13 protein-coding genes are annotated in these 12,589 nt (G+C 56.8%); 4 read left to right on the top strand and 9 right to left on the bottom strand.

All coding sequences use genetic code 11. The features are described from left to right. Nucleotides 1-70 precede the first annotated feature (70 nt). A complete protein-coding gene (locus ACR0EL_RS12455) occupies nucleotides 71-721 on the top strand; it encodes a peroxiredoxin (RefSeq protein ID WP_170533776.1) in 651 nt (216 codons plus the stop codon). A 137-nt stretch (nucleotides 722-858) separates the two neighbouring features. Here ACR0EL_RS12455 and ACR0EL_RS12450 read toward each other — a convergent pair whose 3' ends face one another. From ACR0EL_RS12450 to pnp, 4 genes are all read right to left on the bottom strand, one after another. Next, on the bottom strand, nucleotides 859-1,548 hold the full coding sequence (locus tag ACR0EL_RS12450; RefSeq protein ID WP_480500209.1) for an outer membrane protein: 690 nt from the start codon (nucleotides 1,546-1,548) through the stop codon (nucleotides 859-861). A gap of 198 nt (nucleotides 1,549-1,746) precedes the next feature. Continuing rightward, nucleotides 1,747-2,751 (bottom strand): Hint domain-containing protein, encoded by a 1,005-nt coding sequence (locus ACR0EL_RS12445; protein WP_480500208.1) that lies wholly within the window; start codon nucleotides 2,749-2,751, stop codon nucleotides 1,747-1,749. A 238-nt stretch (nucleotides 2,752-2,989) separates the two neighbouring features. Beyond that, nucleotides 2,990-3,370 carry a hypothetical protein gene (locus ACR0EL_RS12440; protein WP_480500207.1) on the bottom strand — a complete coding sequence of 127 codons (381 nt, stop codon included), beginning with the start codon at nucleotides 3,368-3,370 and terminating at the stop codon, nucleotides 2,990-2,992. Nucleotides 3,371-3,512: 142 nt separating this feature from the next. Then, nucleotides 3,513-5,660 (bottom strand): polyribonucleotide nucleotidyltransferase, encoded by a 2,148-nt coding sequence (gene pnp, locus ACR0EL_RS12435; RefSeq protein WP_480500206.1) that lies wholly within the window; start codon nucleotides 5,658-5,660, stop codon nucleotides 3,513-3,515. 282 nt (nucleotides 5,661-5,942) lie between these two features. Here pnp and ACR0EL_RS12430 point away from each other — a divergent pair, with 282 nt between their 5' ends. Next, a complete protein-coding gene (locus ACR0EL_RS12430) occupies nucleotides 5,943-6,707 on the top strand; it encodes a DUF3299 domain-containing protein (RefSeq protein ID WP_480500205.1) in 765 nt (254 codons plus the stop codon). Nucleotides 6,708-6,897: 190 nt separating this feature from the next. Continuing rightward, nucleotides 6,898-8,499: a BCCT family transporter gene (locus ACR0EL_RS12425; protein WP_480500203.1), complete on the top strand. Its 1,602-nt coding sequence runs from the start codon at nucleotides 6,898-6,900 to the stop codon at nucleotides 8,497-8,499. A gap of 188 nt (nucleotides 8,500-8,687) precedes the next feature. Here the strand turns inward: ACR0EL_RS12425 and ACR0EL_RS12420 are convergent, their stop codons facing one another. After that, a complete protein-coding gene (locus ACR0EL_RS12420) occupies nucleotides 8,688-9,233 on the bottom strand; it encodes a hypothetical protein (protein WP_480500202.1) in 546 nt (181 codons plus the stop codon). Between the two features lie 213 nt (nucleotides 9,234-9,446). Here ACR0EL_RS12420 and ACR0EL_RS12415 point away from each other — a divergent pair, with 213 nt between their 5' ends. Then, complete coding sequence (locus ACR0EL_RS12415) at nucleotides 9,447-9,632, top strand: hypothetical protein (RefSeq protein WP_480500201.1); 186 nt, start codon at nucleotides 9,447-9,449, stop codon at nucleotides 9,630-9,632. Here ACR0EL_RS12415 and rpsO read toward each other — a convergent pair. The 4 genes from rpsO to truB all read right to left on the bottom strand — a co-directional run bounded on the left by rpsO (nucleotide 9,629) and on the right by truB (nucleotide 12,586). After that, the gene (gene rpsO, locus ACR0EL_RS12410; RefSeq protein WP_170613058.1) at nucleotides 9,629-9,898 is read right to left on the bottom strand and encodes a 30S ribosomal protein S15; all 270 of its coding nucleotides are present in this window, start codon (nucleotides 9,896-9,898) and stop codon (nucleotides 9,629-9,631) included. The two genes, ACR0EL_RS12415 and rpsO, sit on opposite strands and share 4 nt — an antisense overlap. 143 nt (nucleotides 9,899-10,041) lie before the next feature. Then, complete coding sequence (locus tag ACR0EL_RS12405) at nucleotides 10,042-11,061, bottom strand: calcium-binding protein (protein ID WP_480500200.1); 1,020 nt, start codon at nucleotides 11,059-11,061, stop codon at nucleotides 10,042-10,044. A gap of 95 nt (nucleotides 11,062-11,156) precedes the next feature. Beyond that, a complete protein-coding gene (locus tag ACR0EL_RS12400) occupies nucleotides 11,157-11,660 on the bottom strand; it encodes a DUF1643 domain-containing protein (RefSeq protein ID WP_480500198.1) in 504 nt (167 codons plus the stop codon). A 20-nt stretch (nucleotides 11,661-11,680) separates the two neighbouring features. Beyond that, on the bottom strand, nucleotides 11,681-12,586 hold the full coding sequence (gene truB / locus ACR0EL_RS12395; RefSeq protein WP_480500197.1) for a tRNA pseudouridine(55) synthase TruB: 906 nt from the start codon (nucleotides 12,584-12,586) through the stop codon (nucleotides 11,681-11,683). Nucleotides 12,587-12,589 lie beyond the last annotated feature (3 nt).

Below are 12,589 nucleotides of genomic sequence, written 5' to 3'. Positions count from 1 at the left end.
TTAACTCTGGCGCAAAGTGGTTAGGTTCACAGCATTCGACTCGGTCAGTAACCAAAGAAGGAGATGCCCCATGGGTTTGCGCATCAACGACACGGTCCCGAATTTTACTGCAGAAACAGATCAGGGTACCATTCAATTTCACGATTGGATTGGTGACAGCTGGGCGATCCTGTTTTCGCACCCCAAGGACTTTACCCCGGTTTGCACGACCGAGTTCTCGGCCGTGGCTCAGCTGAACGACGAATGGGCTGCACGCAACACCAAGGTGATTGGTGTCTCGGTCGATGGGGTCGAAGACCACAAGAAGTGGAAAAAGGACATTGAGGAATACGGCAAGGCCAATCCCGGCTTTCCGATTATTGCCGACGATGGTCTGGCCGTCTCAAAAGCCTTTGACATGCTGCCTGCCGAAGCCTACCTGCCCGATGGTCGCACGCCGGCCGACAGTGCCACAGTACGGTCTGTCTTTATCATCGGGCCCGATAAGCAGCTGAAACTGTCGATGACCTATCCAATGACCGTGGGTCGGAATTTTGCCGAAATCCTGCGGGCGCTGGATGGGTTGCAGATGTCGGCCAAAGGTGTGGCGACGCCCGCGAACTGGATCCCGGGCGAGGATGTGATTATCCCGCCGAGCGTTTCAAACGAAGATGCCAAGGCGAAATTTGGTGAGTTTGAAACGATCTTTCCCTATCTGCGTAAGACCAAAGCCCCGTCGTAAGGCGGGACCGGGTCAGGGGGGGCTGTCTGCCCCCCGTCGCGCCTAGTGGCGCGACTCCCCCCGAGGATATTTGTGGCCAGATGAAGCAAGTGGCTTCGGGCCCTCAAGGGTACACGCTGCCGCAGAACTTTCGCGGATCAGAAACTGTAGCGCAGTCCGAAATTCACACTGAACGTATCCAGATCATCTTCGACCGTGCCGGTCAGCGCGCCGTTCGGGGCTAAGCGGGCCGACGACACATCGAAAGCGCGTGAATAACGGGCATCAACCGTGAAGGCGGTGGCAGCGTTGATTTCATAGGCCACACCCGCGATCAACTGAGCAGCGAAGTTGGTATCGCTGTCATCAAGAGCGACGCCCGGGCCGTAGGCAAAGTCGATGTCAGAATAGGTAGCGCCCAGACCAAAGCCAGCAAACGGGGTAACCTTACCGGACTGTTTGAAATCAAACAGAACATTGGCAAACAAAGAGGTTTGCGCGATATCGCCCGAGATATTGCCTTCTGGCGCTGGCCCGTTGCCCGAGAAGTTTACGCCATCGACATCATTGTCGCGATAGGACAGTTCCAGTTCCAGGCGAGTGCCGATCCGGTCATTTGACCATTGCGGAATTTCTTTACCGATCGCGATACCAATACCATATCCTGCATCGAAATCGGTATCGACAGATTGTGTTGCGCCTCCGATCGTGCCCGAGAAGTCGCTGTCCTGAAGCTGATTATAGCCTAGAAACCCCTGTATATATGCACCATCAGTCAGGCTTTGAGCTGAGGCATGCGTTGCGGCAAGGGTCAGGGTTGCCGATGCCAAAATACCGCGAATGACCATGATCGTTGTCCTTTGTTCCGATTGGTTTCTAGGGGCAATATGAGCGGGCAAGATCAGAAGAAAAGGCAGCAGGCCTTCACGTTGGATCACTCTAAATTGGGAGCTGGTGAGGGAATAAATCCCTGTTCCCAGTTGTTCCTGCATCCCTCGATTGGAAGTGTGTCGATTGCGCGGTGCAGGGCTATGGTGTCGTCTGCGTTACGCTGCTTTCTCTTGGGCGGGGTATTGCGCCTCCCACTGCGGCGCGGCGAGAACGGATTGCAGCGCTCGCGCCTCGTAGTTTCTCAGCACAGGTAGCACTGTTGACCCGTAGCCTACTGCCCCTTTCGACAGATCCGGAAACAGTTCGAACAAATCTCGGCGGGTTGCAGCAGCCATTGCATTGACGGTTGTATCGCCGGGGAAAAAGGATTCTGACCATAGCCCTTCAACATTCACCAGTTCATGCTGGTCGAACAGGATGTGGATGTATTCAACACCGTTCTCGGGTGTTTCCTGCGTTATGGTGTCCTGATTGATCAGCGCTTTGGCTGTGGCCAGCATGAGCGGTTCGCAATGTGTCAGCTCCATTACGGGGGACGTGACGGCGATCCGGTGTTGTGGAGAGACCAGCAAATCGCGGCGCGGGCAACCGTGGCCAAAACTGTCTGCCTTGATCCGAACCGGGCATAAATGGGGGTTGGCCTGCAAATCGCGGCGGCTTAGGCGACGTCGGCCGATCCAGCGGATGATGCGGGTTTGACATTGGGCAACGCAGGCCGGATCGCCGGGTTGCAACGTCTCGACCTTGCGGAGGCCATTGGGTGTCAGGATTAGAGACCCCGACGTGAAACACACGAAGGAGGGCAGGGATTGATACGCCGCCGACTGAGCGGTTCCAGCAAAGCCCGTATCCGAGATTGTGTCACCCAGCGCAGCCTGCCCTGAGGTGACGATGATGTATCGCGGGTTACTGAACTGGATCAGGGTAAAGCGCACCGGCGCCCCGTTGACCGTGCCCGTATAGCTTTCGAACGTGCTGAAATTCTGGGACGAGCCCGAAAATCCGGGTAGGGATGTCAGATCAAGTTGGGCACTGTCTGGGTCAGGGTCTTGGAGGAAGGCATCATTGTCGATGACCTCAACCGAATACGCCTGCGTGATGTCGACGCTGCGATTGCTGAACGGGTCCGCATTGATTTCGAATACGGTAACTGAGGCCACGATCGAAAGGCATCCCTGGAAACGACAAAACAAACCTTAAGGTTGAGCAAATACACGCGATAAGAGTTAACAATTGATTTACCAAGCTGAGGTGGGGATGTTTCATAGGCGGGACTGCGAGGGAAAATCCGTATCGTCTGGTGTTGCGTTCGATGCAGAGGTGCGGACAAAACGCCAATTCGCTGCGGCTGCGCCAATGTCCGCTGTGCAGACATAGCCGCCGTTCGAGGCGTTGAACTTATTGCGATGAGCAACATAAGTCTGTCCGAATAACCACTCGGTCGCCCCAGTAAGTAATTTTGGGGGTGGGACAAATGTGCAACTCGAACCAACAGTCCTCTAAACCTATCTCAGGCGTCGCCCATGCGAATCCGGAGAGTTTAAACTCGGGACCGTTCTGTTCTTTCACTTCAACAGGCCAAGCCTCTGTTTTTTCTCCATAAACCACATCAACGGAGTTTTGTCTTAATTGCTTCACTGTTAGTATGTAGTTGCCATTAGGGAAATCAAACTTCAAAGTATGATTTCCAATCTCAGCGATGTCATCATCGTCAAAACGGTGCCATTTCTTCATGTCGTGATGTTGTTGAAGTGCGGTGAAATTAGCAAGTCCAATCAAGTACAAACTGGTTGAGCAAATTGGGCTCGAAGCCGACATTGGGAATGAACGGAGCACATTTAGAGAAGTGCCCAACTATTACCCACCATGTAAAAAGGCCCCGGTCGAAACCGGGGCCTTTTATATCGAAAGAAAGGGCAGTTTACTCTGCGTCTTCTTTCTTTTCTTTCTTCTCGGGAACGATCTCTTCGCCGGTTTCCTGATCGACCACTTTCATCGACAGACGGACCTTGCCGCGATCGTCAAAGCCCAGCAGCTTGACCTTTACGTCCTGGCCTTCCTTCAGAACGTCCGAAGGATGGTTCAGGCGGCGGTTTTCGATCTGGGACACGTGGACCAGACCGTCGCGCTTGCCAAAGAAGTTCACAAAGGCGCCGAAGTCGACGATCTTGACCACTTTACCGGTGTAGACCTGACCCTCTTCCGGCTCGGCGACGATCGAGTGGATCATGTCATAGGCCTTCTGGATCGATTCACCATCGGGCGAGGCGATCTTGATGACGCCGTCGTCGTTGATGTCGACCTTGGCACCCGAAACTTCGACGATCTCGCGGATGACCTTACCGCCCGAGCCGATCACTTCACGGATCTTGTCGGTCGGGATGTTCATGGTTTCGATGCGCGGGGCGTGTACCGAGAACTCGTTGGTCTCGGACAGCGCTTTGCCCATCTCACCCAGGATGTGCATCCGGCCGTCCTTGGCTTGCGCCAGGGCTTTTTCCATGATCTCGGGCGTGATGCCTGCAACCTTGATGTCCATCTGCAGCGAGGTGATGCCGTTTTCGGTACCTGCCACCTTGAAGTCCATGTCGCCCAGGTGATCTTCGTCACCCAGAATATCCGACAGGATGGCGTATTCGCCGTTATCTTCCAGGATCAAGCCCATGGCCACACCGGCAACAGGGGCTTTCAGCGGAACGCCCGCATCCATCATCGACAGCGAGCCGCCGCAGACCGACGCCATCGAGCTTGATCCGTTGGATTCCGTGATCTCCGACACGATACGGATCGTGTAGGGGAAGTCGGTTGCCGCAGGCAGCACCGCCTGCAGGGCGCGCCATGCTAGCTTGCCGTGGCCGATCTCACGACGGCCCGGGCCACCCACGCGGCCAACTTCACCAACCGAATAGGGGGGGAAGTTGTAGTGCAGCAGGAAGTTCGATTTGAAGTTGCCATGCAGCGCGTCGATGAACTGCTCATCGTCACCGGTGCCCAGCGTGGTCACGGCCAGCGCCTGAGTTTCACCACGGGTGAACAGGGCCGAGCCATGTGTACGCGGCAGCATCGAGGTCTCTGCAACGATCGAACGGATATCGGTGGTAGACCGACCGTCGATCCGCTTGCCGCCTTTGACGACGTCGCCGCGCAGAATGCCAGCTTCCAGCTTTTTCATCGCGGAACCGAGGTTGCCGTCTTCCAACTGCTCTTCGGTCAGCGCTTCCTTGATCGCTTCACGGGCAGCGGCAACAGCGGCAGTGCGCTCTTGCTTGTCGGTGATCGCGAAAGCGGCGCGCATCTGCTCTTCACCGGCAGCGGCAACAGCGGCGTAGAGTTCCGAGTAATCGGGCGCTTCGAATTCGAACGGCTCTTTCGCCGCTTCTTCAGCCAGCGAGATGATCAGGTCGATGACCGGCTGGATCTGCTCATGCGCGAAGTTCACCGCGCCCAGCATTTCCGCCTCGGACAGTTCGTACGCTTCCGATTCCACCATCATCACGGCGTCTTTGGTACCGGCGACAACCAGGTCCAGACGCTGTTCAGGGTTCAGGCGCAGGTCCTGCATGTCGTCGACGGTCGGGTTCAGAACGTATTCGCCATCCTCGAAACCAACGCGGGCACCGGCGATCGGACCCATGAACGGCGCGCCGGAAATGGTCAGTGCGGCAGAGGCTGCGATCATCGCAACGATGTCGGGGTCGTTGACCAGATCGTGGGACAGCACGGTGCACATCACCAGAACTTCGTTTTTAAAGCCGTCAACAAACAGCGGGCGGATCGGACGGTCGATCAGACGCGCGGTCAGGGTCTCTTTCTCGGTCGGGCGCGCCTCGCGCTTGAAGAAGCCACCCGGAACCTTACCGGCGGCATAGTATTTTTCCTGATAGTGCACGGTCAGCGGGAAAAAGTCCTGACCGGGTTTTTGAGCCCGCGCAAAGGTCACGTTTGCCATGACGCTGGTTTCGCCCAGCGTGGCAATCACACTGCCGTCAGCCTGACGGGCAACCTTGCCGGTTTCCAGTGTCAGCGTCTCTTCGCCCCACTGCATTGATTTCTTCGTTACATCAAACATATGCGTATCCTAGAACGGAGCACTCCCGCCCCTGCGGGTCTCCGGTTTGCATGGCGGCCCCATTGCCGCCGACCCCACTTTATCTTCCATTCGAGTGCCGGGGTCAGGGCACAACGTCTCAGATAGCGCGCGCATACAGGAGATTGGGGCCGAAGGGAAGCGAAACCGAACAAAGCGGTGGTGGGTCGCCATCCCGCATCTATTGGCCCACCCAAATGAACGCCATGGCAAATGGCGCAGGATTGCATACATGGTCATACACATCTGATAACTGAGGGTGCGATGAACTTTTGCCCGCGGTTTCTGACCGTCATCATATTGGCCCTTTCAGGCGTTCCACTACTAGCAGCGCCCGCCCAACCTATTGAGTGGTCCGCCTTGCCTGACCCCGCAGCGCAGGTCTTCGAAGATCCTTTTCGTGATCTGAATGATGAGCAGGCCGATGACATCAGGTTTGCGCTGCGGTTGCGTGGGCGGTTGCAACAGGATGTCGGCAGCGCGGAAGAACGGCAGAAATGGCAAGAGATGTTAGGTGAAACCGAAGCCGCCCTGGCCGCTGATCAAATCGATATCGACTGGCTCATGTCTCAGCGCGAGGCGGTGATCCAGCGGCGTGAGACTGCCAATACCACAGGCAACCCTGTGATCGACGATCAGATCGTTTCGATCGTGGGCTACGTGATCCCCGTAGCGCCTGATGAACAGGGTCGCGCGGTTGCCTATCTGGTGCCTCAGCCCGGTATGTGCAGCCATCTGCCGCCTCCGCCGCCCAACCAGATGATCCGCCTTCTGCTTTCAGATCACTGGGCCCCGGACAGCTATTATGATCATGTGAGTCTGACGGGTCGTCTGGCGATTGAACCAACTGAGTACGAGACGTTTGTCATCGATGGGCAGGCCCCGATGCGTGCAACCTTCAGCATGGAGGTTCAGCAGGTCGAGCTTCTGGGCAGCGGGGAGGACCAATTCAATGAGTTTCTAACGTTGCATGATCGTCTGCGCGCAGCGCTTCGATCCAAATCCAGTGATCCCGCCGATAGCCCTTAGCCCGACACTATGAGGAAAAAGATATATTCGAAAAGCAGAATAGTTTTGTGTAAATCTAGTGACAGTGTAGGCTTGGGCCACAAGACCTGTGGTCGTGAGGACGGTAACGCGCCAAGGTAACACAAAAAACAGATGCCGCCTCTGACCGAAGACCTTGGCGTTTGCACCTAGCAAACTGAGGGTAAGTCGAATGGCACAAACCAAGAAAATGCTGGATCCGGATCCACGGATCTATGATTTTGAGACCGAATACGAGCTGGGGCAGGATAATGTCCGGCCCTTCGGTCTGGACATCCACAATCCTGTCTTTTTGATCTCAAGTATCCTGATCTTTGCGTTCGTTCTGATCGCTTTGGCCAATCAGGAATCCGCTGCTACGTTTTTTGGCTGGCTGCGTCCCTGGCTGACCAGTACGTTTGACTGGTTCCTGGTGCTTTCAGTCGATGCAATCACTCTGTTCTGCCTTGTTCTGATCGTCCTGCCGGTTGGCAAGGTGCGGATCGGGGGCAAGGATGCCAAACCTGACTATTCCTATGCCGGATGGATTGCGATGATGTTCGCGGCCGGTATTGGCATCGGTCTGTTGTTCTTTGGCGTGATGGAACCGGTTTATTACAACTTTGCCGAAGGCGGTAACGCTGTGCCATTGGGTATCGACATCGCGGTTCCAGGCAATGAATACGCCGGTATTGTGGGCACGATCCACCATTGGGGCCTGGAGGGTTGGGCGGTTTACGCCGCCGTTGGTCTGAGCCTTGCGATCTTTGCCTATAACCTGGACCTGCCGCTGACTCTGCGGTCGGCTTTCTACCCGATCCTGGGCGAGCGCGTTTGGGGCTGGTGGGGCCACCTTATCGACACGCTGGCGGTATTTGCCACATTGTTTGGCCTGACCACATCTCTGGGTCTGGGCGCGCAACAGGTCGCGGCTGGCTTGAACGAGGTGTTTGGCATTGAACCCAGCCCAACCGTGACGGTACTGTTGATCATCGGAATTACACTGATCGCCTTGGGGTCGGTTCTGATGGGCATGGATGCAGGTGTTAAACGGCTGAGCGAGATCAACATGATCATGGCAGTTGGCTTGTTCATCTTTGTGATTGTCGTGACCGGCGTCGGCACTGCCATCGCTCGGTACTTCAACGTCATGGTCGACTATGTCTACCACCTTCCGGCCTTATCCAACCCGTTTGGGCGTGAAGACACCAGCTATTTCCACGGCTGGACAACCTTCTACTGGGCCTGGTGGATCGCGTGGTCACCCTTTGTGGGCATGTTCATCGCCCGCATCTCAAAGGGTCGCACGGTGCGTGAGTTCATCCTGTGCGCGCTACTGGCTCCGACAGCGGTCTGCGCGCTGTGGATGTCGACCTTTGGCGGCGCCGCCATCGACATGCTGAACGCGGGCGGAGCCGAAGGCGTCCGTGCCACTGTGATCGACAGCTATGCGCCCGAAGGTGCCTTGTTCGGCTTCCTGAAAGAGCTGCCGCTTTACGGGATCGTCGCGCCCATCGCGTTGGTCCTGATCGTGGTGTTCTTTGTCACCTCGTCGGATTCCGGCTCGCTGGTGATCGACACGATCACCGCAGGAGGCAAGATGGACGCGCCGGTTGTTCAGCGGGTCTTCTGGTGCACGCTCGAAGGCCTGGTGGCCATCGCGCTGTTGCTGGGCGGCGGATTGTCCGCCTTGCAGGGCGCGGCGGTGTCTACGGGCATACCGTTCACGCTGGTGGTTCTGATCATGTGCTACTGCCTGTGGCTGGCGCTGAAATCAGAGAAGGCGAAGATGTAACGCAACCAAGCTTACATCCATTTCATGAATGGACTGCCCCGGTAATGAATGCATTGCCGGGGCAGTTCGATTTTCGGCCACTTGGGATCATTTGGATCTAAGTTGACCCGATTGGATTGCCATCGGCACCTTGTAGGGAAAAGCGCTACGCGACGCACTCTGCCTTGGAACAGGGCGCCGCCGTATGATTACTTTGTCGTGTTCCAGTTCAGACTGGTTGACCCTGCCGGGATACCCACAAACTGATCCACCGTAGCAAAGGTAGACGCGATGTTTTGATCCAGATAGCTCAGATCAATCACGACATAAGGGTTGTGGATCGCATCCCGAGTGTCGCCTTCAATGACAAGGTATTGGTAGCTGATCGACCCCTCGCTCAGCACCGGGTCGCTGATCTCGACAATCATTGAAACCGGATCTCCGCCTTCGGTTTCACCAACCAACGCAGCATTTGGTGGATCCGAGGCGAAACTGTCTGCCCCTTCCCCCCAATATTTTGCAAGCTCCGCTATTGGAATAAGGGCTGCGCTCCGGTTCGGTCGGTCAGTGAACACGATAACATTTTGATCGGCACCCTCTAATGTGAGCGTCTTGTCCGCGAGTGTTGCCTTGTCTGCGTGTTGTACGAACAAGACGCTTTCAGGCGCAGTTTTATCCTCTGCCGTTTCTGCCATCGCCATCGGGGCAAGGGCAGTCATGGCTGCGGCGGCTAAAAGTCTGGATGGCGTGTTCATCTGTGTCTCCCTGATGGTCAATCAATTCTATTGCATCGAAACAGATCAAATCTGCAGCGCACTGGTATATTGTTGGCGCTGATACCGTTGCGCCCCTTATGTATGGGTGCCCCAAGGTAAGCTTCAAGCGCAGATGAGCAAGTCTTAACAGAACATCCAGACTCTTTGATCTGTCCCGAAACGGCGTCGGCGATTGCAACCTGCGTGGGCGGCATGGCACTGGCTTCGGCCTGCGGATTGTTCTGGCTGTCGATGGTCGCTGCGGTTGCGATGTTCGTAATCGATACTGTGCTGGCGGTTGACACCTATAAAACGTGGCAGGCGATTAAGCCGGAAACCAAGAACGCCCGCCAAAGTGGCGGGCGTTTGAAATCTGCAAGCGGTGAGATCCAACCTTAGCGGCGGATGCCCAGCTTTTTGATCAGGTCCTGATAGCGCGCTTCTTCCTTACCCTTCAGGTAGTCCAGCAGCTTACGGCGCTGGGCGACCATTTTCAGCAGACCGCGACGACCGTGGTTGTCTTTTTTGTGGGTCTTGAAGTGCTCGGTCAGGGTGTTGATGCGCGAGGTCAGGATTGCAACCTGGACTTCCGGCGAACCGGTGTCGCCCTCTTTGGTTGCGAATTCTTTCATGACGCGTGTTTTTTCAGCGGCAGTAATCGACATCGGGGTCTCCTTCAAAGGTTAGAGTTAATGGCGCAGGCCGGGATGTCGTCCAGCACAGGCCCATGGAGAAAACCGCACCGATTCCGATGCGGATGGGCGCGTATAGGCGCTTTTGAAAGGAATGGCAAAGGGTTTCTGGGGCTCTAGCCCATCGATCCATATTGGGCCAGTTCGGCCTCGGTGATCAGCTGAATATCATCAAGGCTGATGCCGTCAGCGCCAAAGATCTGGGCAACCTCTTCTCCGTCGACCACGATACGGGTCAGGTGAGGAGTGTCCTCATCCTGTTCGATCTGAATGTCGGGATTGGTCTGGTCTTCCCAGGTGATAAACAATTTGTCCTCACCCGGTTCAAAGCCCATGATGGTGATATCCTCGGCCTCCGAGCTCAAGACAATGTCATCGGCCCCGTTGCCCCCATTGGCCACATCTGATGTATGGGCCACGATGGTATCTTCGCCATCACCCCCGTTCAGAAAGTCGGTCTGGTCGAACCCTCCGTCCTCACCGCCAAGCAGCAGATCATCGCCATCGCCCCCGAACAGCGTGTCGGTGCCCGCACCCCCAGTCAGCCTGTCATCGCCATATCCGCCATGCAGCGCGTCATCGCCTTTGTCGCCCGCTAGAGAGTCATCGCCGTGACCACCGTAGAGCGTATCGTCGCCTGCGCCCCCGTCCAGGTCATCGTCACCGAAATGACCCGCAAGTAGGTCGTCGCCCTGATTGCCGAACAGTAGGTCGTCACCGTCTTCGCCGTGCAGCGTGTCCTCTCCATGACCGCCCGAGATCACGTCCTGCCCATCGCCGCCATGTAGAACGTCATCGCCACATCCGCCATTGATCAGGTCATCATCGCCATAGCCATTGATCTGGTCGTTCCCGTCCTGCCCGTTGATCTCATCCACACCGTCCGTTCCGGCGATCACCAGATCGCCCAGATGTTCGGAAATCACGGTACCTATTGAAATGTCGGGGATGTCTTCTGTCGCAGGCGGATCGACATTTTCGCCGACCTCCAGAAACTCACCTTCCGAGATGTCATCGGCAATATTGTCCTGCAGTTCGTCTTCGTCGCGCTCGTCTTCGTCCGAGGTCAGAATATCGCCCATCGCATATGCTGCGCCACCAATGGCTGCCAATCCAATCAACCCGGCCAGAAACATGGGAACCCTCCGAAGGCAAGCTGCTCCGAGGGTGGATTATCCCATCCGGCCTGTCGGTTGGTCAAAGCCAAGCTGGAGGCGTGGTTAACCCTTTGTCACCAGGCTTCGGGCTGTTGGGTGTATGCGATATACAGCGGATGTTTCGGGTGGCCGTCTTTCGTCAGCCCTAAATGGAACAGAGGGTGCCCGGTGTTCCGCAGCAGAGTTTCCACTGTTGGTCCGCGCTCCAGATGGGAGCCATGGGTGCCCCAGGCGGCGATGACCTGATCGGCCCACTGCACCCCCTCCAGAATGGCCGCATCGTTCTCGGGCCCTACCGGATCGACAGCAGCACGCATCTTGCGCGGATCGGTGTCGCGCCAGGCAAAGATGTTGGTCACTTGAAACGCCCCAAAGCCCAACGCGCGCGCGCGGCGTTCACAGCGTTCAACGGTGGGGTCATTCTGCACCTCGGTCGCGGTCGACGGATTCAGCATCACAAACAGCGCCTTGCGCCCCGCCGGGTCCCAGATACGGGTCAGGCTATAGCGATACTTCTCGCAATCGGAATAGATGGCGGTCGAGGGCGCGTCGCCCTTGGTATGCGTTCGGGTGATCATGCCCCGGCCTAACACGGCGTTCAGGCAACGAACACCCGGCTTGGGTGAAGCTCGCCGGATTTGTAGATGCCCACCGCCACGGCCTTGCCGTCGAGCGAGGCCCAGGCCTCATCGCCATATTCCACGTCCGAGGCCAGAACCATGCCCGGATTGCCGTTGCGCAGGCGGGTGGCTCCTTCGGGGGTGCATTTCAACTCGGGCAGATCCGAGAGGCCAGTTTCCAGCGGGTGCAGATAGTCGTCCAGCGCGATGGTCTTGGCCATGTCGTCGATCTGCTCAATGGACAGGCCATCCTCGGCTTCAAACGGACCGGACCAGATGCGGCGCAGCTCGCGGACATGGCCGTGGCAGCCCAGAGCCTCACCTAGATCACGCGCGATGGAGCGGACATAGCCGCCTTTGCCGCAAGTCATCTCCAGCACGACATGGTCATCGTCGGGGCGATCAACCAGTATGAGTTCTTCGACCCAAAGGGGGCGAGCGCTAAGTTCGACATCCTCACCATCGCGGGCCAGCTTATAGGCGCGCTGGCCATCGATCTTCACGGCCGAAAACTTGGGCGGGACCTGCATGATATCGCCCAGAAACGGGCTGAGCGCCTGTTTGATATCCTCATCCGAGGGACGCGCATTGCTTTGTGCAATCACCTCACCCTCGGCATCGTCGGTATTGGTGGCCAGTCCCAGACGCACGGTGAAAGTGTAGGCTTTCAAAGCATCAGTAATATAAGGAACGGTCTTGGTCGCCTCACCCAATGCAACCGCCAGAACGCCAGTTGCATCGGGGTCCAGCGTGCCCGCATGGCCCGCTTTCTTGGCGTCCATCGCCCAACGCACCTTGTTGACCACGGCAGTCGAGGTCATGCCCGCGGGCTTATCCACCACCAGCCAGCCTGAAATGTCGCGGCCCTTGCGTTTGCGTCCCATCTT

It is taken from the genome of Ruegeria sp. AH12, from assembly GCF_056541465.1.
Note: the sequence above shows the minus strand (reverse complement) of the source record. Positions and strands in the feature narration are given on the sequence as shown.